Below are 24,377 nucleotides of genomic sequence, written 5' to 3' on the forward strand. Positions count from 1 at the left end.
TGAAGAGCGGGGATTTTTTTTGTCATATCTATTTAAACTTCACTTAGAACATTCTTCCACCTGGATGGCCACCACCGAATGGGCGACCACGGAAATCAGGACGACCACCAGGACCACCAGGACCGCCAGGACCGCCAGGACCACCCTGACGTGCCTGCTTGCCTCCGAAGAGATTCAAGCGATATATCACATGCAGCATCGCATAGCTGTTGATGGCATTATACTCGGTATCCGTACGGGATGTAGCCGAGATGGCACGAGAGAAGGTGCTCTGCTGGCGGAGGATATCGTAGAACTGAAGCATGATGGTCAATGGCTTGCCCTTCAGGAAACTCTGAGAGAGCTGAGCATTCCATACAAACTCATCCGTATTCATACTGCTGTCGTTATAGCCACGGCGACTGTTGATAGAGAGGCTTGTGTTCAAGCTGGTTCCCCAAGGAGCTGTAAGCGTCATGCTAGGACCATAAGAGAACTGCCAGGTCTCGAGGTTGCTGGTAGGCTGAAGCTTGTTCTTTGCCTTATTGTAAGTAAGCGTACCATCGAGAGAGAACTCTGCCCAGTCGTTGCGATAGCTTAAAGAAAGATTCTGACGCCAGGTGATACTGCGGGTAGTATTCTTCTGAGAGTCTGATTTCTTGTCAAGACTCAGATAACTTACATAGTTATTGTAATTGGCATGGGCTCCAGTATTGATGTTCCATACACCTGCACTATCGATAGAGCAGTTGAACATGAAGGCTCCCATCGCATTCCAGTTGCCATTGATATTCTCAGGTCGGGTGATTCTTCCACCAGTCGTCTCATCGTATGTCACCTTATTGCTGATGCTATTGTTGGTGGTAGAGAAGTTGACGAAAGTCATGATACCCTTGTTATGGTTCTGCACGAAATTGTTGTAGAACAATCGGAAGTTCTGAGTGAACGATGGCTTCAAGCCTGGGTTACCCATCGAAATATTCAACGGATCGCTGTTATCCGTGATGTCGAGCAACTGAGAGATGCTTGGCTGAGAGGTTGTACCACGATAGTTGATTCGCAGGTTACTCATCTTTGAGAAGCGATAACGGAAATCGAGGGTTGGACTCACATTCACCACATTGCGAACGGTATCTACATGCACTCCCTGATAATCCTGGATATACTTAGACTGCTGTGGTTGAACCATCACACCAAAGTTCAGGTTGTACTTCTGACGGATGAATCGCATCATCACCTGGATATCATGGTTGTAGTTGCGATACTCTGAGAAGCGACTCAAATCATCATCCCTATAGTCATTGAGATGACCGGCAAACGGATTCAAGTAGCTGTCCCAACCGCGATATTCATGATCACCACTCATCGCATACTTGCTGAAATCGTAGGTGCTGCGGTCGCTCTTGGAGTAGCTGTAAGTAAACTTATAGCTGAACTGCAGGAAAGTAGCCTTCCAGAGTGGCTCACTATAGGTCAACTGACCGGCATAACTGTAATTCTTTGAAGGAGTCAGGTTGTAGCGGTTGGTCTGATAGGTTGAATCCTTACCCTCCGCAGTCTGCACGAGATAGAGTTTGGCATTGTTGAGCGAGATGCTTTTGCTGTCCTTATCGGTATATTTGGCATCCACACGGAAGGTGATATTACGTCCCTTGTTGCCCAACTTGCGGTTTACCTGCAGCATACCATTGATATTATTATTATCAGAGTAGGTGATGCCATTGGTCAACTGGCTGTTCACCATGGCCTCAGCCTTCTCCATCTCTTCGATACCTTCCTCAGAAAGAGGATCTTTCGTGGTAATGGTATAAGGATCCTTGTTGTAAGATGCCGACTGGCTACCACTCAAGCCATCGCTGGAACTCCAGGAGATGGAAGGACGGAAGAGGATATTGGTCATGGAATCAGGCATCCACTCCAGACGGATGTTACCATTCCAGCTGTTGCTGCGGGAATAGCTCTGACTCAAGCTGTTGCTGAAGGAACTGCTGGTACCCATGAAGTTCTCGCTGGAACGGCTGCTCCATACATCGCCGTCGCTGTGGTTCCAGCGGAGAGAGGTATTGAACTTGAACTTGTCTTTCAACTCATAGTTGTAGTTGGCGCCTATCATCTTGCTGGCATTCAAACCGTTGGCACCGCCCCAGAATCCTCTGCCAGGACCACCGCCGAATCCACGGTCACTGGTATTATTGGCATTGGCAAAGAGCATGAATCGGTTGTTGTTGGCGAAATAGCCACCCATACCACGCATATTGTAGCGGTTTTTGTTGCCCACACCCAGGTCGATATTGGAAATCACACCCTTATTCATCCCCTTCTTCACACCGAAGTCGAGCACGGTCTGTTCCTCACCGTCATCAATACCGGTCACCTTGGAGAGATCACTCTTCTCGTCGTATGCCTTGATTTTATCGATGATGCTGGTAGGCAAGTTCTTCAGAGCCGTCTTGGTATCGCCCGTCATAAACTCCTTACCATCTACCAGGATTTTCTTCACTTCCTTACCGTTGATCTTGATGGTACCGTCATCGCTGACCTCTGCACCCGGCAGACGCTTCACGAGTTCCTCAACCACCGAACCTTCCGGTGTGCGGTAGGCTGCCGAATTATAGACGAAGGTATCCTCCTTCAGACTCACCTTCTGAGCCATGGCGGTTACCACGGCACCTTTCAGCATGATAGCATCAGCACCAATGACCACATTCCCCATTGCCAGATTCTTGTCTTCAGAAATTTGGATGCGCTTAACGGTAGGCTTGTAACCTACACTGGTAATCTTGAGGAGATACTTGCCATTAGCCGGGGCATTGACATGGAAGAGTCCCCGCTCATTAGAAATGGCACCCGACACGTATGTACTGTCGGTTTTGAGTAGTTGAATCGTTACTTGCTCTACAGGGTCCTTGGTATCGCGGTCTGTTATCTTACCGCTAATCAAACGCTCTTGAGCTAAGGATGCTATTGCAACGAGCATCAACAGCATCGATAGAATTGATCTTTTCATTATTTGTTGAATGTTATTTATTATTTCTAAATTGTATATAGACTTGCTTTTATATGATTAGACCCGATTAGAGCGCAATTGTAAAAAACAGATGCACTTTTTGGGGCATTTTGCTTCATTTGACGAACGAAATGTATCAAGGTTTAAACTTTTATTGATAAAAAAGTGCTTTTTTATTTTGTTTTGTCTTCATTTTAACGTACCTTTGCAGCCAAAATAGCCGTGGCGTTGTCCTTTCGAGACTTCCCAACGGCCCTATATAAATTCGTCTTTTTTTTAAACGTTAGTAAGTTATGAGTCAAAGAGTAATCATATCAACCCATCTGGAGAGCGAACTGGTAACCGCTCTCGCTGAGTGCGAGCACGACAAGCTGTTTGTGCTTACCGATACCACGACCCAAGAGCTGTGTCTGCCAGTCATCAAGAACTTCTATAGCCTGAAGCACATACAGGTAATCACTATTCCTGCAAGCGATAGCCATAAGGACATAGAAAGTCTGATGATGGTCTGGAAGGGACTGCAGGAGGGTGGCGCTTCACGCCATTCATGCATGATTAACCTGGGAGGCGGTATGGTGACCGACCTGGGTGGTTTTGCAGCCAGCACCTTCAAACGTGGCATCAACTTCATCAATATCCCTACTACCCTGCTTGCCATGGTAGATGCATCGGTAGGCGGAAAGACCGGTATCAACTTCGGTGGTTTGAAGAACGAAGTGGGCGTATTCAACGACTCTAAGTACGTGATTCTCGACACTGAATTTCTGAAGACACTCGATGCCGAGAACATCTGTTCGGGCTATGCAGAAATGCTGAAGCATGGCTTGATTTCTACCGAGGCAATGTGGGAAGAACTGGTAAGCTTCGACCTTGCCAACCCTGACCTGAAGCAGTTGCAGCGCATGGTGGGTGACAGCGTGAAGGTAAAGGAGCGCATCGTAGAGCTGGATCCTCATGAGAAGGGCATCCGCAAGGCTCTGAACCTGGGTCATACCTTCGGTCATGCTTTCGAGAGCTGGGCGTTGAAGCGCAAGCCTATCCTGCATGGCTATGCCGTAGCATTCGGTCTTATCCCTGAGCTTTACCTCAGTGTGGCAAAGACAGGATTCCCAACAGACAAAATGCGCCAGACCGTAACCTTCATCAAGGAATACTACGGTACGCTGAATATCACCTGTGATGACTATGATGAGCTCATCGAGCTGATGCATCATGACAAGAAGAACCAGAATGGCATCATCAACTTCACCATGCTTGGCGGTATAGGGGATATCCGTATCAACCAGACAGCAACTACAGAAGAAATTAAAGAAGCACTCGACTTCTTTAGAGAAGGATAATATAATATGGCGGGCCATCAACCCGCCATTATTGTATCCTTATGCCAAACAGCATCGCTTTGGCTTTCCGGTTTCGGTAAGCGGGAGATGCTCTACATATCGGAATTCCTTAGGAATCCAATATTTATATTTTTTATGATCAGAAGACTTTTCAGATTCATCAGATAAGAGGCGGCGGACAGTCGCCTCTACTCTTTTTATATCTTCATCCTCAGACAGGAGTACAGCGATTTCTCCAAACTTCCCGTCTTTCTTCTTGGCAAGCATGAAAGGTTTTTCCAAATGAGGTTTCAAGAGAGTCTCCACTTCTTCAATCTGAATCTTGATGCCACCACTACAGATGACATTGTCTTTTCTGCCCTTGATGCGGAAACGGAGTTTTTCCACCTTATTATATATATAGGGTTCTATCTCCACGATATCATTCGTTACCAAGGTTTCAGCACAAACCTGAGGGGCATCAATGACCAGACAGCCTTCTTCGGTCTGACTGATATGAACGCTATCAAAAGGCTGATACCATTCGCTTGCCTCATCACCATTGATTCGCCTCAGGGCAATATGAGACAAGGTTTCGGTCATGCCGTAAGTGCTCCAGATAGCGATATTGCCGGGAAATGACTTCAGTTCCTTCTCTAAAGCTGCATCAATGGCACCACCACCGATAATTAGATGACGGATATGGCAGAGCCGTTCTCGCTCCTCAGGAACCTGCAGGGTATTATATACCTGCATCGGAACCATGGCTGCGAAAGTAATCTCTTTATTTACATCTTTCAAAGGATGCCCACTTGGGGGTACAGAAATAAGATGGAGATGGCGCTCAATGCTTCGCACCACCACCATCTTACCGGCAATATAATCAAGCGACATACAGAGCAGAGCACTATCACCTGGCTTCAATCCAAGGAAATCACAAGTGATGCGGGCTGAGTTGAGCATTCGCTTCTTCTCTACCATCATCAGTTTGGGTTTTCCTGTGGAACCACTGGTATGTACAAGCACCCGGTCGCTATCGTTATTCCATTCGGAAAGGAAATCTTCTAATGTCATTTCAAGAATTCTTCCTAAGTTATTTTACGACAAACAGTTGATCGCCACGGATTTCCAATGGCATTGGGATGTTATCAGTAAAGAGCTGACCGGTGCCCAGCCCCTGTGGCATCTGGACATTCGGACCATATACCTTGGCAGCATAATGGGCAATGGCATGGAGACCGATGTTGCTCTCCAAGGCAGAGGTAATCCAACTGCCGATGCCACGCTGGTTAGCCAACTCAATCCACTCGTTACATCCATAGATTCCACCATGAAGCGAAGGCTTCAGGATGATATACTGAGGACGGACGGTATCGAGCAAAGCCTGCTTCATACTTCGGACATTCACCCCAATCAGTTCCTCGTCTAGGGCGATAGAAAGCGGTGTTTCGCGACAGAGCTGGGCCATTTTAGGCCACTGATGCTGCTTGATAGGCTGCTCAATCGAATGAATGTCATATTTAGCCAAAGCCTCCAGCTGGCTCATCGCATTCTCCGGCAGGAATCCACCGTTGGCATCCACTCTCAGTTCTACCTGTTCACGGGTATAGACATCACGAATACGCTTGATGAGGTCTAGTTCCTTGAAGAAATCGATGGCACCAATCTTCAGTTTCACACAATGGAAACCAGCCTGAAGCTTTTCCTCCAATCGTGCCAACATCTCTTCGTAAGTACCCATCCATACCAGTCCGTTGATAGTGATACCCTCTTCTCCTCTTCCGAAAGGAGAGTCGTAAAGATCTACCAGGTTCTCCATTCCTGCTGGAACAGAGACCCCTTTCTGCTTCAACATTTCTGAAGAAGAAGATGCTCCTTCAGCAGGAACAATCTCTAACAACTTCTTCGCTGCATCGAAGAACGAAGCGAAGGCTGTTTCCAAGCCGAAAGTGATGCTAGGATAAGCACGAATCATATCGTATGGGATGCGTCCCATCTGTTCCACCATCTGACATACCTGTCGAAGGGTGACTGCATATTCCGGTTTGGCATCGCAACTCAAATCAGGGAGCGTAGCACACTCTCCCACTCCTTCTATCCCCGGCATTTCATCCGAAGTAAGAGTCAGATAATAACTGTGTCTCGTGGTATAAACTCCACGAGACGTGCCTGCTGGCTGCTTAAAGTGGAGCGTGCGCTCCGAGATTTCTATCTTATACATTCTTTATATCTATATATCAATACAATTGAATTCTTCACTCTTCGTTCTTCACTCTTCACTTAACTTACTTCTTCTGCTTCAAGTCATACAAATCCTTGCGGCGATCACGAAGATTTCGAACGGCACCGTAAGTATGAAGCTCGTTCAAGAGATTCAAGTCAACATCTGATACGAGAATCATCTCGGTATTAGGTGTTGCCTCCGAACGCTTACCATCGTTAGGGAAGGCAAAGTCGCAAGGAGTGAACACGGCACTCTGGGCATACTGGATATCCATGTTGTGAACACGAGGCAAGTTGCCCACACTACCTGCAATGGCTACATAACATTCGTTCTCGATGGCACGAGCCTGTGCACAGACTCTTACTCTAGAGTAAGCATTCTGCGTATCGGTCATGAATGGAACAAAGAGAATCTGCATACCATCCTCTGCCATCAGACGGGAAAGTTCAGGGAACTCCACATCATAGCAGATCACGATACCTATCTTACCGCAATCGGTATCGAAAGTCTGGATATGGCTACCGCCACTCAATCCCCAGCACTTCTGCTCATCTGGAGTTACATGAATCTTCTCATACATATCCACGCTACCATCTCTACGGCAAAGGAAGCCGACATTGTAGAGGGAATCGCCCTTGAGATAAGGCATACTACCGGTAATGATATTGATGTTGTAGCTGATGGCCAGTTCACGGAAACGGTCACGGATTTCTTCTGTATATTGAGCCATCATGCGGATGCTTTGTGCCTCACCCAAATCATTGAAACGTGCCATCAATGGCGCATTGAAATACTCTGGGAAGAGGATAAAATCGCTTTTGTAATCACTCACGGAATCCACGAAGAACTCTACCTGCTCAAAAAGGTCGTCTACCGAAGCGTATGGACGCATCTGCCACTGTACCAGACCGATTCGCACGGTTGGTTTTCTATCTACATAGGAATCCGTAGGTGGCTGATAGTAGATATTATCCCACTGCAAGAGGGTTGCGCAGTGTTCGCTCTCCTCATCACTAGGAAGATAGTTGCGAATCACACGACGTACGTGGAAATCGTTGGAGAGTTGGAAAGTAAGAACCGGGTCGTAAATCTCACGGTTTCTTACATGCTCGATATACTCCTTAGGGCGCATCTTGTCAGCATACTTATGATAGTTTGGAATACGACCACCAAACATGATAGCCTTCAAGTTGAGCTTCTCGCAGAGTTCCTTGCGATACTCATACATACGACGAGCCAATCGCAAGCCACGATAATCAGGGTGGATAAATACCTCAATACCATAAAGGATATTGCCATTAGGATCGTGGGTATTGAAGGTTTCATTACCTGTCACCTGAGCATAGGTATGGTCGCCTTTCACCATATTATAGTTGACAATGATGGAGAGCGCACAGCCCACAATCTTATCGTCAACGATAATAACCACCTGTCCCTCAGGGAAGATTGTAATGAGTTTCTTAATTTGTTCTTTTGTCCAGAATACATCTGAGTCTGCGTAAATACGCTTAAATGACTTGGCAAGCTGGTCATAATCCTCCATGCGGAGGTTGCGCATGCTCACCTTTTCGATTTTTCGAGTTGGTTCCATAACAACTGTATTTTTATTATTATCTAAATCCGGGTGCAAAGTTACAGCAAATTATAGATACGACAAAGAGTTTTCGTAAATAATTGATATTTACGAAAACTCTTTTCATATATTTTGCTGTAAGAAAGCCTTTTGGCTTAGAATTTAACGCAAAAACTTGGCATCTTCCTGCGGTATTGCCTCGTCATGATCATCGAGATAGAGCAACTTTACCGGATGATATTTATCACTTGCCATCGAGTATTCATCCTGACGATAATGGGTCTGAATGCCACCGATGCCCAACATGGTATGAAAAGCCGAAAGACTACTCTGTACCTGTTTGGTCCGATTTTCTCCCAATGCCTTCAATATATCCGGATATTGTTTACTGAATCCTTCAGAAGTCCAGATGATGAAAGGCACATGCAGTTCGTAATCCGAAGCCTTCGGGGCAGCATGAAGGAAGAGGTGGCGATCATCATCGAAGATATTCTCTCCATGATCGCTGGTATAGAGCATCGCTGATGTAGGCTGATCATATACCCCATCCGTCTTAGTCTGTACCCCCTCCCATTTCTGCAGACGTTCAATGATACCATGCAGGATATAATCGGTATATCGGATAGTATTATCGTAAGCATTCAACAAATCACGCCGATTCTCCGGTTTTGCCTCACTCCTGCTATCAGGCTTGAAGTAAGCGAAACTACGGGGATAACGCTCCTGATAATTGAAGTGAGAACCATAGGAATGAAGAACCACGAAGAGTTTGCGATAACGGTAATGGTAATGGGCAGACGAGGAAGCATCAGCCTTGGGCAATATCTCATCCAGTTTCTGCAACAAATCCTCATCATAATGATTACCTTGCAAAGCATCCTCTTTCTTCAGAAAATAATGTTCATCAGCCTGTTCTCCCAAAAAATCGATAAACGAATGATTGGGCAACTGGTTGCTGATAAACACAGTATGGAATCCGGCTTCCTTAAAGGCCGCCAGGATGCCTTTCTCATGAAAAAGTCGCTCAAAATCCTCGGCTGATGCAGCAGACAAGAGCATCGGTACACTCTTATGGGTAGTATTGCTCTGCGTTGTCACATTCGGGAAAGCTTTGATACCCGGTGTCTTGGAAAGCAGAGGATTGGTATTCCGAGGATAGCCGTAAAGACTGAAATTATGAGCTCGTGCCGTCTCTCCTACTACCATCACATACACCTCGGGAGCCGTGGCAGAATGCTCGCTCCTGGCATCAAACTTAAAATTCCGGCTTACCTCCTTATAATTCTCTGAAGCAGCATTGCGCTCAAAAGCCAGATAAAGGTTGTAGCAGATATTGACGGGATAAAGCTGATTGCGCATACGGTAATCATCCACCACCAGATAGCTTGCCAGCAGACAGAACAGTCCTATAGCCCCAATCTGCATTGCCCAATGGCGGACTCTCTGCTGGAAAGAAACCGACAACCGGCTATCTCTTCTGATATTGACACCCCCCAGGATAAGCAAGGGCAAATAAACCACGAAGACACCAACCACGGCAGGAGCCAGATTATCGAGCAGCTCCATCGCCTCACCGGGATTGGTAGTTACGAGATTCAAAAACATATCTACCGCTATCACTCCCGTTCCGAAAAGATAAAGCAATACCAGCTGGAACGCAGCGAAAAAGACAAAGATAAATGCCCACCATACCATCTTACCAGGACGCTTAGCCGCAGAAAAGAACAACATATACAGCGACAAAGGCAGCAACACATTGACACCACATGCCCACGGAGTCAAACACTCGGTATAACACAAGGCTATATTAGGCAACAGCAATGCCACCACAGCATAAGCATACAGGAATTGCCCCGATGACACCTTATTATATATATAGGATAAACGATTCATTCTTCTCTTGTATTAAAATGCCTCATTGATATTAAACAGGAAGCCAGACTGTCCCGACTTACCAAATCCATAATCCAAACGTACATTGACATTCTTCTTAAACTCCCATCGGTAACCCACGCCAACATTAGGCAAAATCCGATTACTGCGCAATTCAGAGAATTTAGGAAAAACGGTTCCAGCTCCAGCCCAGACCACGATGCCATTCCGTTTCCAAACATGTTGGCGCAACTCCACCGTAGCCTCCAGGGAATGCTTGTCACGGTAACGACCCTCGTAATAACCACGCATAGAACTGGTTCCACCTAAATTGGCCATCATACCCCATGAAGGATTGCCGAAATTGAAATTTGCTCCAAAATCTTCGGCAAGAACCGTACCCTCTCCCAACTGCTGATAGCTGTCAAAGCGGAATTTTGTGGTACTGAAGGCATAATCATTACCCATAAACCGAGGGCGGAACATCTGCTTCAGATTGAGATAGATGCCCCGATGCGGATTGGTAAGATTATCACGATTATCATATACCAGCGATACACCGGCTCCCACATTCCATGTATGGTGATCCATTCCATTCAGTAACTCCGGACGCTCAATGTGCTTACCAATTACATAATCATAACTAGCCATCGGACCAACATAGAAATTGTCTGCCACCCGGAACAGGAAAGCAGCCTCAGCCTGTGCCTGCCATCGCTTCATGTCGCTCTTATTGTCATCGTTATCGCCCATCACGTAACCTATTCCCCAAAAATCAGAAGGGAAAGAATAGAAATAGAGACGATAGTCTATGCGATAACGACCACGAGGTGCTATATGATTTCCACGAACACCCAACATATAGAAACCTACCGTGCTCACATCACCGAAAAGCGAAACATTGGAAGGAGGAAGTAGGGTATCATTGGGGTCTGAACGATAAAGACCTGCAGCTACCATTCCTAAGCCAAACTTCGTATCAGAAGCATAGTGAGGACCTCCGATGATACTGAAGTCAAACCGCTTATGCTCCTTGTTTTTGTTGGCATCATTAAAATAGTCAAGAAATCGTGTCATCCATGATTTTCTGGCATGCCGGGTTGTATCTGCCATCTGCTGTGAGGGGATTGTATCTTGCGAAAATGGCTCAGAGGCATAACAGCCCAATGCCATCATCATGACTAGTATTGTCAGAATATGCTTCATAAAGTCTATAATCTTTGATTCTACATGTGATTTTTACTCGTAAACCAATGCCACATTATCTATCCACAATGTATTACCCGGTGTACCGATATAGGCTCCACCATGGGATGAAGAGAACTGCAGGATAAGATGCGTAGGCGTCTCATGATTGCCCGCCCATCCGGTTTCCCTTACCGGCACACTTTTTCCCTTGCTGTTGCGGGCATAGTCGGTAGAGCGAAGTCCCATCGTAGCAGCATCATAACCAGCCATGTGACGGATATCGCCATAATGAATGGTATAAGTAGCATCATTCACCCATCCGTTGGTACTTTTTCCATACTTTACTACCATCGTGCCCACTCGTTTGGCAGTGATGTTTCCCTGAGCATCTTCATGGCGCTTCTGCAAATAGAGTACGGCAATGGCATAGTCGCGACCTGCTACAGTGGATGCTCCACTGAATCCATTCTGCTTGATACGGTTAGCTGATTGAGGCATATATGTTTTATAGTCAAATTGTACTGCCTTAGGACGTGCAGTGAACGGAATACCCCAATTGATGGCTTTCGGACCATCTTTGGTACTCGTAATCGGTTCACGTACATCACCCAGGAAAAGGGAACCTGCTGCCAGAACCTTGATATTGATAAGTCCAAGCACCTTCACTTTCTCTATATGGGTTTCCAATTTAGCACAATATCCATTGCCACGCTTGTCACGATAAACCGAGTTATTGGTTTTGTAGATACCCGAAACATGTGCCAGAACATTGGATGATCCCCAGGGGGAACCACCTTTGTTGGTATAAGGAGTATTGCCATTGAGGGTCATATTAGGGCCTACGGCATAGATGGTTTTCTGATTTCCACCAATGATAGCCGACTCCTTGATGTTTCTAATCACCCAGTGATCCATGTTTCCATATTTTAATGGAACTACCTTTTTCTGTCCTTGTACAGGAAGGCTAGATAAGGATGCCAAAGCTATTGCCAAGCTAAATACTATTTTTTTTTCCATACCCGTTTCTTTTATTTCATTTCTATTTTGTTTCTATTCAACCTACGAGAAGATTTCAAGTCTTAAGTGATAGGACTTGCAAAGATAGAAAAATTTTCCGTAGTTTTCAGTTTTCCGGAAAATAATGATTGAAAATTAAGAAATAATAATAGATTTAGTCGTTTTTTATCGTATAAAAACAAAAAATCCTGCATTTGACTGAGTGGCAAATGCAGGACTTTATGTATAATAATATGTATCAATTATCGATTGGAATACATGTTGTCGTAGTACTTCTGGTAATCACCAGAGGTTACGTTGTCCATCCATTCCTGGTTATCAAGATACCATTTTACAGTTTCCTCGATACCCTCCTCAAACTGGAGAGATGGCTCCCAACCCAATTCCTTCTGCAACTTTCTAGAGTCGATGGCATAACGCATATCGTGACCCTTTCTGTCTGTTACATAAGTAATGAGGTCCATATCCTCGCCTTCCTTTCTGCCGAGCAATCTATCAACGGTCTTGATAACCACCTTGATGATATCGATGTTCTTCCACTCATTAAAACCGCCGATGTTGTAAGTCTCGGCAATCTTGCCCTTATGGAAAATCATATCGATGGCACGGGCATGATCTACTACATACAACCAGTCGCGCACATTCTCACCCTTACCATATACTGGCAATGGCTTGCGATGACGGATGTTGTTGATGAACAGCGGAATCAACTTCTCAGGAAACTGGTATGGACCATAGTTGTTAGAGCAGTTGGTCACGATGGTAGGCATACCGTATGTATCGTGGAAAGCACGGACAAAGTGGTCTGAACTTGCCTTGGATGCAGAGTATGGAGAGTGAGGATTGTACTTGGTAGTCTCCAGGAAGAACTCCTCGCCGTAAGCCTCGTGGTTCTTATCGCTGGACGCCTTTGTAGTGAAAGGAGCAGGAATGCCCTCAGGGTGAGTCATCTGCAATGCACCGTAAACCTCATCGGTAGAGATGTGGTAGAAGCGCTTGCCCTCATATCCCTCAGGAAGACTCTCCCAGTAAATCTTTGCCGCCTGGAGCAGAGACAGGGTACCCATCACGTTGGTATGAGCGAAAGTGAATGGATCCTTGATACTTCTATCTACGTGGCTCTCGGCAGCGAGATGGATGATGCCATCCACCTTGTAGTCCTGCATCAGCTTCAACATCAGGTCGAAATCACAGATATCACCCTTAACGAAAGTATAGTTAGGCTTGTCCTCAATGTCCTTGAGGTTAGCCAGGTTGCCTGCGTATGTCAACTTGTCGAGGTTGATGATGTGATACTCAGGATATTTGTTCACGAAAAGTCTTACTACGTGTGAGCCGATGAAACCAGCACCGCCCGTGATAATGATATTCTTCATTTCAATTAATAATTTATAATTAATAATTATTTTGCTTCCGCCAATTCGGCGATACACTTCTTCAAACTGTCAGTCCAGTATGGCACCTTGAAACCGAAGGTCTGCTTCAGCTTGCTCTTGTCGAGCACAGAGAAGTGAGGACGCTTCACTGGGCTTGGGAACTCCTCGCTGTAGCATGGTTGAATATCGCAGGTGTTGCCGCTGAGTTCGCAGATAATCTTGGCAAAGTCAAACCAGGAGCATACACCCTCGTTAGAGAAGTGATAGATGCCGGTCTTGTCAAGTTGGTTGGTCTCGATGATGTGAGAGATGACAGCAGCGAGGTCACCGGCATAAGTAGGAGTACCCACCTGGTCGAATACCACCTTCAGGGTGTCGTGGCTAGCCGTGAGACTCTGCATGGTCTTCACGAAATTCTTTCCCCACTGAGAGTAGAGCCAAGCAGTGCGGATAATGATATGCTTGCAGCCCGTAGCCTCGATACTCTTTTCACCCGCCAATTTGGTTTTACCATATACACCAAGCGGATTGGTTTCCCAATCTTCCTTACAAGGAATATTCTTATCGCCTTGGAATACATAGTCGGTACTAACATGAATGAGGGTACCATCTACTTCCTTCATTGCCTGAGCCAAATTGCCAGCCGCAGTATTATTAAGTAAATTGGCTAAATCAAAATCACTCTCAGCCTTATCCACGTTGGTATAAGCTGCACAATTAACGATAACCTGAATATCATTCTCCTTTACGCTGGCACGGATAGCGTCAAGATTAGTGATATCCAATTTCTCATAGCCTTCAGCCACATCGGTGAAGACAAACTTGTGATTGCTTCTTTTGGCGCAAATCTGCATTTCATGACCCAACTGGCCATTAGCGCCTGTTACTAAAATATTCATTGGTCGTTAAATATTACCTTTTAATAAAACTATGTGGCAAAAGTACAGATTATTTCTGAGATTCCCAAAAAATAGCAGAGGAATTTGTATTAATAATATATAAATAAGGTGTAAACCCAAAAAATGGAAAATGAAGAAGACAAAAAAAAACGCCAGAATCTTTCACAAGAGCCTGACGGGTTTAACCTAATACACTAATTTTCTTTTCCCTTAGATAAACTAAAACCTGTTTTTTATTTAAATCAACATACTAAATCAACAAAAGGAATATTTACCTTAGAAGACTTGAAGTGGTAGTATAATAACTACTTTTTCTTTTTACGGTTGCAAAGATACAACAAAAAATCTACAGTTGTATCCCTAAGTAGCAGAAAAGTAAATGGAATGTAAAAATCCTACATTCCTAACTTGTTTTAAATCAAAAACTTACAAAATTAACCATTTTTATCAAAGTAAATACTATAATACCATTTTTTATTTGTATCTTTGCAACACAAAAACGACAAATAGACTAATTTTATCCTTTTCAGACTACAATTATGTCATTTACAAAACATAAACAGAAGATGAGACAATTACTAATACTTCTTACGCTTATGATGCCACTGCTCGCTCAAAGCAAAACCGACGAGAAAAAGCTCCTGGAGCGTATCGACTACATGATTGATAACGACAAGCATTATCAAGATATCAAGGAAAACGAGCTCAAACAGCTGAAACAGCTAGCCTTTGATGCAGAAGATGACAAGACCCGACTTCTTTTCCTTGACAGCATATACCGTGCCTACAGCGCCTACCGCTACGACTCGGCATACGCTTACATGCAGCGTGGACTGGAGTTGGCAAAGAAGGTCAACGATACCTATTATATAACTCTCAACCAGATTAACCAGGCGTCAGTACTCTCGGTAAGGGGATTCTATGGCAAAGCCGAAGCTCTGCTCGAATCACTCCATCCCGACACGATGCCCTACAAGCTGAAGTTATACTATTACTATACCTTCGCTTGGCTCTATAATTACTGGGAATCATACGCCCAAAACTCTGATTACGCAAAAGAATTCCGTGACCAGAAAAAGCATTTGATGGGTCTATTGCTCCAAAATTTCAACGAAGACAGCAAGCATACCAGCTACTATCATTATCTCATGGGCGAAAACATCTATTTGGATGAGCCTACCAGCAAGCAGTCGCTCTACCATTTCATGAAGGCACTGAAAATGTCTCCAGCCAAATCACGCATCCATGCCATGTCGGCATACGGTATCGCCAGATATTACAAACTTACAGGTAACTTCGATCTCTACGAGAAATATCTCGTGGAAGCATCTGTGAGTGATGGCCTATGCCAGCTCAAGGAAACGGTAGCCCTGCAGAAACTTGCCTACTTTCTTTTTAAAAAGGATGCAAGCAACAGTAAGAGAGCAGCCAAATACATCCAGCACACGATGGAAGATGCACAGTTCTTCAACAACCGACTGCGCATGATGGAAATTTCCAATATCCTCCCTGTCATTGCTTCTGCCAACCAGCAGGCTGCCGAGAAATCACGTGCCCGTTTCCTCTTCGGCTTCATCGGTGTTAGCGTAGCACTCATCATCATCCTCATTCTCTCCTTCGTCAACAACCGACAGAAGAACAAGCTGAAGAAAAACAAGCAGGAGATAGAAGAGCAGAACGAGAAACAGAAAGAAATGAACGCACAGCTCACCAAGCTGAACCAGCAGCTGATAGAAACAAACATCAAGCGAGAGACCTACATGCGACTCTTCATGGATATCAGTGCGGCATATATCAGAAAATTGTCAGATTACCGCAAACAGGTGAACCGAAAGATCAAGGCTAACCAGACTGCCGACCTGCTGAAAACCCTCAACACCCACAAGATGGAAGAGGAGGAGTCACAGATGTTCTACAACCGCTTCGACAAGGCGTTCATGGAACTGTATCCCGGTTTCGTGACGGAGTTGAACAAGCTCCTGCTGCCAGAATGCCAGCTGGAACTTCCTACTACCCACACCCTGACCACGGAAATCCGTATCTATGCATTGATGCGACTAGGCGTAACCGACAGCCAGGAGATAGCCACCCTGCTGTATTATTCTACCCAGACCATCTACAACTATAAATCGGGCATGAGAGCAAAGGCAAAGAATCGCGAGACTTTTGAGAACGACATCAACCGTCTCTGCCATATTATATAATAAGGAGTTAAAGGAGTTAAGACAACAGTCTTTTTAGCGTAGATTTTAAGCAGCAAGACATACGTCTTAACTCCTTTAACTCCTATAATATGCGACTAATCGCGATGGATAACCGTTCCGTTTGCCTGATGCGTAGCAAGAACCAGCACCTCTGCTATCTGCACATGTTCAGGAGCAGAAGCTGCATAGTAAGCCACGTCAGCCACATCATCACCATTCAAAGGAGTGATACCACGATAAACCTGGTCAGCTCGCGCATTATCACCATGGAAACGGACATTAGAGAAATTGGTTTCTACCAATCCAGGTTTCACATTGGTTACACGCACCTTGGTATGTGCCACATCAATACGCAACCCATCAGAGATTGCTTTAACGGCAGCCTTGGTGGCACAATAAACATTGCCTCCAGCGTAAGCAGCATCTCCTGCCACACTACCAATATTGATAATATGACCATGATTACGTTTAATCATGCCAGGCACAATCAGGCGAGTCATGGTAAGAAGTCCCTTGATATTGGTATCAATCATCTGATCCCAATCCTCAAAATCACCTTCATACTCCGGTTCCAGACCACGAGCCAATCCGGCATTATTGATCAGCACATCAATATTGCGCCATGCATCAGGAATATAATCTACAGCCTTCTTTGCAGCCTCACGATTACGGACATCGAAAGCCAAAGCCAAGACTTCAGTGCCTTCTGCCTCTAATTCCTTTTTAAGGATTTCCAACTTGCCGGTATTTCTACCAGTGATAATCAGATTATAACCACCTCTTGCAAAGCGGCGAGCGCAACCTTCACCTATTCCACTTGTTGCACCTGTGATAAGAGCTATCTTTCCCATAGTTTCTTATATCTTATAAATTATATTGTTAGTTATCTCAGTATAACATGTCTTCTCTTCGGGATACATGTTTTCCTTTATCTTATGTTTTCTCTTTACAACACCAAAACCCGGACTTCGGCATTAGCCATTTTCTCTATCTGATTCATCGGGCGTTTGAAATAAACACTCTGTACAGCCTTGTTGATGATGCCATGTCCTACTGCCAGAATAGTCTTATCGGGATAAGTAACCTTGAGCCAAGTTAGAAAATTCTGCGCTCTTGACTTCACCCTTTCCAATGTTTCTATATTATCTGGCCAATCCTTTGGGTCCTTAGGTAAGGAAGGAATGAACTTGCCAGTAAAGTCTCCCCAATCCCGCTCTCTCAGCAATGGAGTGGTAACGATATGAGCATCAAGCTCCTCATCTGTCAGATTGCCTGTCAAAGAGAGAGTTTCGATATGAGGACGGGCAATAATCTCACAGGTCTGTATACTACGATACAGATCACTGGAAACGAAGACATCGATATGTTCGTTTACCATCTTCCCGGCAACTTCCTCGGCTTGTTCAATACCTTTCGCATTCAACTTGCCCGGTGTTTGACCTTGCATGATCTGAGCAGCATTATCCACGGTCTCACCATGGCGCACAAGATATAACTTTGTCATAGCTTATAGTTTTTGCTTACAAAATTACTCATAATTGGCGAAAATAAGGAATAATTTGCGTTAAATAAATCATAAAAATCATGCTTTCTCGATTTTCTTTCGTATTTTTGCATAAAGATTAATATATAACATTGCAAAATCGTTTTAAAAAAGATAAGTATGAAAGTAGTACATAGTTCTTTGTTTCGTGCCGTCTGCGCCATCATCATTGGTGTTTTACTCATCCAATACCGCGAACAGACAGTCACATGGATTACCATCGCTATCGGTGTGTTGTTTTTCCTTTCTGGAGCCATCTCCCTCATCTCCTACTTCAGCGCTAAGAGAACTGCAGAGAAGATGCAAGGCCAGATGCTTTCTGACGCCAACGGCAAACAGATTATCGGAATCAAGCCCAACTTCCCTATCGTTGGTTTGGGCAGTCTGATTCTCGGCATGATTCTGGCATTGATGCCAAATGTATTCATCGCATGGCTGATGTTTATCCTTTCGGCAATCCTGATCTTGGGTGCCATCACTCAAATGGCAAATCTGGTAACAGCTGCCAAGATGGGGCGTGTGGGCATCATCTACTGGCTTATGCCTTCAGCCCTTCTGCTTTTGGGTATACTGGCAGTCATCAAGCCTTCTGCCTTAGCCTCAGCCCCATTGCTCATCATCGGTTGGGCCATGTTGGTATACGGTGTAGTAGAATGCGCCAATGCCTTCAAGATTTCCAACAACCGACGTAACTGGCAGAGAAAGAACAACCAAAAGAACAACATCGTAGTAGACTCAGATTCTACCAGTACCAAAAACGAAGAAGTTACTTTTATTGAATAGAAAACAAAATAGCCTCACAAGTATCTTCAAACTTGCGAGGCTATTTTTATTATTTTTCTACGAGTCCCTCTACATAGCGACAAAGGATACTGATACCCTTTTCATTCTCACCTCCCTGCGGAATGATGATATCTGCATAACGCTTGGTTGGCTCGATAAACTGCTCGTGCATAGGCTTGAGCACCTTGAGATAACGGTCTACGACCATTGATACCGTTCTACCTCGATCTATCGTATCACGCTGAATATTACGAATCAACCGTTCATCAGCATCGGTATCTACAAATACCTTCAGATCCATCAAACTGCGCAATTTCTTATCTACCAAGGTCATGATACCCTCAATTATCACTACCGGCTTTGGTTCAACATGAATCGTCTCCTGCTCACGGTTACATTTAATATAACTGTAGGTAGGCTGCTCTATAGCCTTGCCTGCACGCAAATCAGCAAGCTGCTGATGCAAGAGTTTCCAGTCGAAAGCCGATGGATGGTCGAAATTAATTTGATGGCGTTCCTCTTCCGTCATATGCGAGGTGTCATTATAATAAGAGTCGAGCGGCACCACTGCTACATAATGCGGCGGCAGCACTTCTACGAGTTTCTTTACTACTGTTGTCTTGCCAGAACCTGTACCTCCAGCAATACCTATCACCGTTACCTTATCTATCTTTTCCATTTTCTATAAGATTTCTTCAAACATTTTGCGATAATACTCAGCCTTTTTCTCCACCGCCATCGGATAAGCCCTGGAACTGGACGGCATGCGGTAAAGCCTAAGCTGACGAGTTCCGACAGTAAACTCAATAAATTCTCCCATTTTAGGAAGCGAACGAATACCAAAGTGGTCAGTAAATACCTTGGTGGCAAGCTGTCCTGCCGTAAGAACCGCCTTACATTCGGGTAATCTGGCAAGCATACCATCCAGATCAGAAGGCTGCACTATTTGCAAGTCTTTATCTGAAGCCGTATTCTTGGTTCGAATCACCTGTTGGGCGGTATCATAGATAGCCACTCCTTTTTCCTTCAGAAAATCCTTGATGGCATCCAGCCTATAAGTCTTATGCTCCACATCTACGAAATGGAATTTATCTCCGAAGTAAATCAGTCCGAATATTCTCCACATGTCGTTCTGGAAGTTAGGATAATACCAGGGCATGCACCATCGCTTCTCTGCGGGTGGAAAGGTACCGAGCATCAGCAACTTGGCATTGCCCGGTAACCATGGTTCAAAAGGATGTTCTTCAACCATTTTATTTTTTCTCCTTCACCAGATATAAAACTACAGGCAAGTGATCGCTGTAACCGTTGAGCCATCTGCCACCCGCTTTGGTACGCAAAGGAGCTCCCTTGTACTGTCCTTCCTGCTGAATCAGATAATCTCTGCGGAATACATGGTGCTTCCAATACTTCAAGCTGCTGTAATCCTTGTTCTTAGAATCCTTATTCAAAAGACTAGGCGAGAGCACAATCTGATCGAAAAGGTTCCAGGAGCCATTATAGAACAATGTACCCTTACCTTCCTTAGCCAGGATATTATACCATGGATTGTACATATCATCAGGACCAACCTCAGAGATTTCGGCCTTTGCTTTCAATACCTTGTGCATACTTACATTTGTCGGATCATCGTTCATATCACCCATCACAAAGACCTTCATCTCTGGATTTAAGCGAAGCAGGGAATCCTTAACTACTTTAGTTTGACGAGCGCCACTCTCACGATAGAACGGACCTGAAAAACGGCTAGGCCAGTGACATACAATGACAGCCACATCATCACCTCCCATTTCACCACGTACGGTAAGGAATCCGCGAGTCATGAAAGCCGAATCCTTTTCCAATTCCTGAACATAAGGAACCAATTTTACATTCTTGACGTTGAAAAGTGCTGGATTATAAAGTAAAGCACAGTCAATACCACGCTTATCAGGACCCTCAACATGACAGAATTGCATATTGCGAGCCTTCAAAGGAGGCTGAGCTGTAAGATCTTTCAAGACGTTGGCATTCTCCACCTCGGCAAGACCAATAAATGCACATCCCACGTTAGGCAGCACATCAGTACCCATATCAGCAAGGGCTCTGGACATATTCTTCAATTTGTTGGTATACTTCATACCATTCCATCCCTTGGCAGGCAAATATTCATAATCATTCTTACCCGCATCATGACAGGTATCAAAGAGATTCTCCTGATTGTAGAATCCAACAGCATATACCTGAAACTGTTTACCACTAGAAGCCTTTGATTTCTTCTGGGCAATAGCACCCAAACTTATAAAAAGTAAGGCTGCCAAAAAAAGCATTTGTTTTCTCATACCACCTATTTAATATTAAAGTTATATACTTTTTACTATGCACACAGCACACAACTGTGCGATTTTGTTGGGCAAAGATAGTACAAAAACCGCAGATTTCCCCATAAAAATGAATATTTTTTCAGAATTCATTCATTTTTAACTAAAAAGACTTTCTTTTTCCGAAAAATTCTGCCAAAACATTCAGAATAGCTAAAAATGAGCAATTTACGAGAGTCTCACCTCAATAGTGGTAATGATTTGGCAACGGTTCTAATTTCTGCAATCTGCACAAGATTGCTTGTCAAACAACTCTTCTTGATTTGCTTGCAAAAGTATAATAAAAATTTTGATTGGCAAAAATGCTGCTCGTTTTTTATGATTTATTTTCAGAACATATTTGGAATGTGATTAAAATTGTAACTTAGGACTGACTCGGAACAGTCCAATCTGTCTTTTTACCTACTTTAAGGTATTGCAAATATATACTAAAATTCGTACCTTTGCAGCCGATTTTGAATATTCAAACAGAGAATGAGGCTACGATATGCTTATGTGCCTGTACTTTTGCTCATGTCCTTTTCGGCAATGGCAAATGTATGGGCTTCGTCATTCCTTTCTCATAACGAAAGGGATTTTCGTCTTGCTGTGTCGGGTGATACGGTAAGGGGAAGTCGTACCTCTAAGCAGGATTCCATCTTCAAGACACTCAATCTCGACGAGGTGGTGGTGACCGCTGCCATCAAGGAGGTGGAGATGAAGGGCGATACCACGGTCATCAATGCCAATGCCTTCAAAACTCCCGAGGGGGCTTACCTCGAAGAACTCTTGAAGCGTGTGCCTGGCTTGGAATACGACAAGCAGGACAAGACGATAACCTACAACGGTCTTCCCATCCATGAAATCAATGTCAATGGCGAGAGTTTCTTTGGCGGCAACAGCACCCTCGCCCTCGAAAACCTGCCAGCCAAACTGGTGAGCAAAATCAAGGTATATGACAAGCGGAGCGAACTGGAGAAAATCACCAAGGTGCGCAAGGGAGGCGAGAACTATGTGCTGGACTTGCAGACCAAGCGAGAATTTAACGGCACGCTGATTACTTCGGCTGGCATCGGCAGGGGCAACAACGATAAGAAGGAGGCTGAGTTGATTTCCAATTTGTTCCGACAGACAGGCGACAATATTTCCGTGATAGCCCGAAGTGGCAACCGATATATGACTTCTCTCTGTCCCGACAACCGACAGGACAATGTGGCGATGAACTTTGCCAAGAAGTTCTCCAAGCGGTTCACCCTCTATGGCAACATGATGTACAACCATTATGCCAGTGGCAACGAGAGCACCCTGTATAGCGAGCAATACCTCGCCACAGGCAACCGTTACCAGAACTCGGCATCCACCAGCACCAATCGCAACACGATGGGCAATGGTTCGTTGGGCATGAGGTGGAGCTTGGATGACAAGACCTATTTTAATATAGGTGGAAACTTCAGCAGGTCGAAGAGCGACAACACCAGCGACAGCCAGCAATCCACCTCTTCAGAAGGCGATGAGCGTATCAACAGCATCACGAGAAACTCGGATTCGAAGAGCGACAGCCATTCGTTCTCCGTCAATGCCGACATCACCCGAGTGTTCAACGACAAGGGTACGAGCATCAGCCTCACGGGTAGTTACTCCGACAGCAAGAGTACCAACGAGTCACATTCCCTTTCCGAGACCACTTACTATCAGTTGGAGAGCAGTCTGGGTGGCGATTCCGTGCTTTATCGCAACCAATACCAGCACTCCCCCTCCACCAATCGTGCCTATTCCGTAGGCATCAACTTGACGCACCCCTTGGCTGAGAACTTGCACCTGCAACTCGGCTATCGCTATTCTGCCAACCGACAGGTGAGCGACAGGATTACTTACGAGAGCGAAGTATATCAAGACAGTTTGAGCAACTATACCCAGAGTCGGACTTATTCCCACGAACTCAGCCTTTATTTCAATTATAATGGCAAGCGATGGCAGGTGAATACGGGTGTGCAGATGCATCCAGAGCGGAGAAGTCTTGACCAGAAGACTGGGCTGCTCTATGCTGATACGGTGAGGACGAGCGTGAATTGGAACCCACAGTTGAATGTGTCATGGCATCAAGGCAAGACTCGCTTCGAGCTGAATTATGACGGTAGTAGCCGACAGCCCGACCTCGGTAGCTTGATGTCGCTCACCGATAATAGCGACCCGCTGCACATCACCCATGGCAATCCTTCGCTCAAAGCATCCTATAATCAGAATTTCCGATTGACAGGTAGGAACACTCGCCTCGGTCTTTCGGGCGATGTTAATTTCAGCAACACCTATAACAGTCAGACGCAAGCCGTCTTTTACAACCTTGCCACTGGTGGCACGGAGACTTATCCTGTGAATGTGAATGGCAACTGGAATATGCGCACTAGTCTTCGTTATCAGAAGCGATGGAAGAAACGGTTCAATCTCTCCGCTCGCACAGGTGCCAACTTTAGCCAAAGTGTAGCCTTGGTGAACGAGGGGAAGAGCGAGGAGCCAGACCGCAGCGTCACCCACAATACGTCGTATAATGCCAACCTTCGCTTGGGTTATCAGCCGAAATGGGGAGGCTTCGACTTGCAGGGCGATTGGCGTTATCGCCATGCCACCAACCAACTCCGGGGTACATCCAACTATACCCGAAGCTATAACTTTTCGCTGAATACCTATGCAGAGCTTCCTCTTGGTTTCCTGGTCAAGAGCGATGCTGCATACTCTTTCCGTAACGGCACCAACATCAAAAAAGGTGAAGACGACCAAGTGGTTTGGAACTTGGGGGCATCTTGGCAATTCCTCAAAAAGAAGCAAGCCGAGCTTTTGCTCTATTGGTCAGATATTCTCAGCGACAAGAAAAACTATTATCGCAATGTTACGGCGACAGGATTGACGGAAAGCCGTACCTCACAAATTGGCAGCTACTTCATCATCAGTTTTAAGTATCGGCTGAATAAGCAACTGTGAAAAACATATTGAAAATCTTAGATATGTTATGATTTCTCAACAAGACAGATGAGAAACCCTATAAATCATAACAAATTA

At 45.0% G+C, this 24,377-nt stretch carries 18 protein-coding genes; 4 read left to right on the forward strand and 14 right to left on the reverse strand.

Annotated features, from left to right (window positions below; all coding sequences use genetic code 11):
• Positions 1-43: 43 nt before the first annotated feature.
• Complete coding sequence (locus F7D73_RS06375; protein WP_153123185.1) at positions 44-2,986, reverse strand: TonB-dependent receptor; 2,943 nt, start codon at positions 2,984-2,986, stop codon at positions 44-46.
• Between the two features lie 293 nt (positions 2,987-3,279).
• On the opposite strand from F7D73_RS06375, the gene aroB reads away from it, so the two are divergent.
• On the forward strand, positions 3,280-4,326 hold the full coding sequence (aroB, locus tag F7D73_RS06380) for a 3-dehydroquinate synthase (RefSeq protein WP_153123187.1): 1,047 nt from the start codon (positions 3,280-3,282) through the stop codon (positions 4,324-4,326).
• Between the two features lie 39 nt (positions 4,327-4,365).
• Here aroB and F7D73_RS06385 read toward each other — a convergent pair whose 3' ends face one another.
• From F7D73_RS06385 to rfbD, 8 genes are all read right to left on the reverse strand, one after another.
• Positions 4,366-5,379, reverse strand: a complete 1,014-nt coding sequence (locus F7D73_RS06385; RefSeq protein ID WP_153123189.1) for an AMP-binding protein — start codon at positions 5,377-5,379, stop codon at positions 4,366-4,368.
• A gap of 19 nt (positions 5,380-5,398) precedes the next feature.
• The gene (locus F7D73_RS06390) at positions 5,399-6,526 is read right to left on the reverse strand and encodes an o-succinylbenzoate synthase (RefSeq protein ID WP_153123191.1); all 1,128 of its coding nucleotides are present in this window, start codon (positions 6,524-6,526) and stop codon (positions 5,399-5,401) included.
• Positions 6,527-6,590: 64 nt separating this feature from the next.
• On the reverse strand, positions 6,591-8,120 hold the full coding sequence (locus F7D73_RS06395; protein WP_153123193.1) for a carbon-nitrogen hydrolase family protein: 1,530 nt from the start codon (positions 8,118-8,120) through the stop codon (positions 6,591-6,593).
• Positions 8,121-8,264: 144 nt separating this feature from the next.
• Positions 8,265-9,995 (reverse strand): phosphoethanolamine transferase, encoded by a 1,731-nt coding sequence (locus tag F7D73_RS06400; RefSeq protein WP_153123195.1) that lies wholly within the window; start codon positions 9,993-9,995, stop codon positions 8,265-8,267.
• A gap of 12 nt (positions 9,996-10,007) precedes the next feature.
• The gene (locus F7D73_RS06405) at positions 10,008-11,087 is read right to left on the reverse strand and encodes a BamA/TamA family outer membrane protein (RefSeq protein ID WP_228117656.1); all 1,080 of its coding nucleotides are present in this window, start codon (positions 11,085-11,087) and stop codon (positions 10,008-10,010) included.
• A gap of 126 nt (positions 11,088-11,213) precedes the next feature.
• A complete protein-coding gene (locus F7D73_RS06410) occupies positions 11,214-12,179 on the reverse strand; it encodes a PCMD domain-containing protein (protein WP_153123199.1) in 966 nt (321 codons plus the stop codon).
• Positions 12,180-12,421: 242 nt separating this feature from the next.
• Complete coding sequence (locus tag F7D73_RS06415; protein WP_153086353.1) at positions 12,422-13,555, reverse strand: dTDP-glucose 4,6-dehydratase; 1,134 nt, start codon at positions 13,553-13,555, stop codon at positions 12,422-12,424.
• A 26-nt stretch (positions 13,556-13,581) separates the two neighbouring features.
• Positions 13,582-14,454, reverse strand: a complete 873-nt coding sequence (gene rfbD / locus F7D73_RS06420) for a dTDP-4-dehydrorhamnose reductase (RefSeq protein WP_153123201.1) — start codon at positions 14,452-14,454, stop codon at positions 13,582-13,584.
• A 566-nt stretch (positions 14,455-15,020) separates the two neighbouring features.
• Between rfbD and F7D73_RS06425 the strand changes: the two genes are divergently transcribed.
• Entirely contained in the window at positions 15,021-16,658 is a 1,638-nt protein-coding gene (locus F7D73_RS06425) for a DUF6377 domain-containing protein (protein WP_153123203.1), read from the forward strand.
• 95 nt (positions 16,659-16,753) lie between these two features.
• Here F7D73_RS06425 and F7D73_RS06430 read toward each other — a convergent pair whose 3' ends face one another.
• Both F7D73_RS06430 and F7D73_RS06435 read right to left on the reverse strand, forming a co-directional pair.
• The gene (locus F7D73_RS06430) at positions 16,754-17,509 is read right to left on the reverse strand and encodes an SDR family oxidoreductase (protein ID WP_153123205.1); all 756 of its coding nucleotides are present in this window, start codon (positions 17,507-17,509) and stop codon (positions 16,754-16,756) included.
• 95 nt (positions 17,510-17,604) lie between these two features.
• Entirely contained in the window at positions 17,605-18,162 is a 558-nt protein-coding gene (locus F7D73_RS06435; protein ID WP_153123207.1) for a histidine phosphatase family protein, read from the reverse strand.
• Positions 18,163-18,321: 159 nt separating this feature from the next.
• Here F7D73_RS06435 and F7D73_RS06440 point away from each other — a divergent pair, with 159 nt between their 5' ends.
• Positions 18,322-18,984, forward strand: a complete 663-nt coding sequence (locus F7D73_RS06440) for an HdeD family acid-resistance protein (protein ID WP_153123209.1) — start codon at positions 18,322-18,324, stop codon at positions 18,982-18,984.
• A 49-nt stretch (positions 18,985-19,033) separates the two neighbouring features.
• On the opposite strand, the gene udk is transcribed toward F7D73_RS06440, so the two are convergent.
• Genes udk through F7D73_RS06455 form a run of 3 tightly spaced genes read right to left on the reverse strand, consistent with a single transcriptional unit; the run spans position 19,034 to position 21,305 of the window.
• Positions 19,034-19,663 carry a uridine kinase gene (gene udk, locus F7D73_RS06445; protein WP_153123211.1) on the reverse strand — a complete coding sequence of 210 codons (630 nt, stop codon included), beginning with the start codon at positions 19,661-19,663 and terminating at the stop codon, positions 19,034-19,036.
• A gap of 3 nt (positions 19,664-19,666) precedes the next feature.
• Positions 19,667-20,236 (reverse strand): uracil-DNA glycosylase family protein, encoded by a 570-nt coding sequence (locus F7D73_RS06450; protein WP_153123214.1) that lies wholly within the window; start codon positions 20,234-20,236, stop codon positions 19,667-19,669.
• A 1-nt stretch (position 20,237) separates the two neighbouring features.
• On the reverse strand, positions 20,238-21,305 hold the full coding sequence (locus F7D73_RS06455) for an endonuclease/exonuclease/phosphatase family protein (protein ID WP_153123216.1): 1,068 nt from the start codon (positions 21,303-21,305) through the stop codon (positions 20,238-20,240).
• A 513-nt stretch (positions 21,306-21,818) separates the two neighbouring features.
• Between F7D73_RS06455 and F7D73_RS06460 the strand changes: the two genes are divergently transcribed.
• Positions 21,819-24,299, forward strand: a complete 2,481-nt coding sequence (locus tag F7D73_RS06460; RefSeq protein WP_153123218.1) for an outer membrane beta-barrel protein — start codon at positions 21,819-21,821, stop codon at positions 24,297-24,299.
• Positions 24,300-24,377: the final 78 nt, after the last annotated feature.

The organism is Segatella copri (assembly GCF_009494395.1).
GTDB lineage: Bacteria > Bacteroidota > Bacteroidia > Bacteroidales > Bacteroidaceae > Prevotella.

Excerpts from the sequence above, each read along its gene's own strand:
- F7D73_RS06375 (WP_153123185.1), bottom strand. The coding sequence starts at position 2,986 with ATGAAAAGATCAATTCTATCGATGCTGTTGATGCTCGTTGCAATAGCA.
- aroB (WP_153123187.1), top strand. The coding sequence starts at position 3,280 with ATGAGTCAAAGAGTAATCATATCAACCCATCTGGAGAGCGAACTGGTA.
- F7D73_RS06385 (WP_153123189.1), bottom strand. The coding sequence starts at position 5,379 with ATGACATTAGAAGATTTCCTTTCCGAATGGAATAACGATAGCGACCGG.
- F7D73_RS06390 (WP_153123191.1), bottom strand. The coding sequence starts at position 6,526 with ATGTATAAGATAGAAATCTCGGAGCGCACGCTCCACTTTAAGCAGCCA.
- F7D73_RS06395 (WP_153123193.1), bottom strand. The coding sequence starts at position 8,120 with ATGGAACCAACTCGAAAAATCGAAAAGGTGAGCATGCGCAACCTCCGC.
- F7D73_RS06400 (WP_153123195.1), bottom strand. The coding sequence starts at position 9,995 with ATGAATCGTTTATCCTATATATATAATAAGGTGTCATCGGGGCAATTC.
- F7D73_RS06405 (WP_228117656.1), bottom strand. The coding sequence starts at position 11,087 with ATGGCAGATACAACCCGGCATGCCAGAAAATCATGGATGACACGATTT.
- F7D73_RS06410 (WP_153123199.1), bottom strand. The coding sequence starts at position 12,179 with ATGGAAAAAAAAATAGTATTTAGCTTGGCAATAGCTTTGGCATCCTTA.
- F7D73_RS06415 (WP_153086353.1), bottom strand. The coding sequence starts at position 13,555 with ATGAAGAATATCATTATCACGGGCGGTGCTGGTTTCATCGGCTCACAC.
- rfbD (WP_153123201.1), bottom strand. The coding sequence starts at position 14,454 with ATGAATATTTTAGTAACAGGCGCTAATGGCCAGTTGGGTCATGAAATG.
- F7D73_RS06425 (WP_153123203.1), top strand. The coding sequence starts at position 15,021 with ATGAGACAATTACTAATACTTCTTACGCTTATGATGCCACTGCTCGCT.
- F7D73_RS06430 (WP_153123205.1), bottom strand. The coding sequence starts at position 17,509 with ATGGGAAAGATAGCTCTTATCACAGGTGCAACAAGTGGAATAGGTGAA.
- F7D73_RS06435 (WP_153123207.1), bottom strand. The coding sequence starts at position 18,162 with ATGACAAAGTTATATCTTGTGCGCCATGGTGAGACCGTGGATAATGCT.
- F7D73_RS06440 (WP_153123209.1), top strand. The coding sequence starts at position 18,322 with ATGAAAGTAGTACATAGTTCTTTGTTTCGTGCCGTCTGCGCCATCATC.
- udk (WP_153123211.1), bottom strand. The coding sequence starts at position 19,663 with ATGGAAAAGATAGATAAGGTAACGGTGATAGGTATTGCTGGAGGTACA.
- F7D73_RS06450 (WP_153123214.1), bottom strand. The coding sequence starts at position 20,236 with ATGGTTGAAGAACATCCTTTTGAACCATGGTTACCGGGCAATGCCAAG.
- F7D73_RS06455 (WP_153123216.1), bottom strand. The coding sequence starts at position 21,305 with ATGAGAAAACAAATGCTTTTTTTGGCAGCCTTACTTTTTATAAGTTTG.
- F7D73_RS06460 (WP_153123218.1), top strand. The coding sequence starts at position 21,819 with ATGAGGCTACGATATGCTTATGTGCCTGTACTTTTGCTCATGTCCTTT.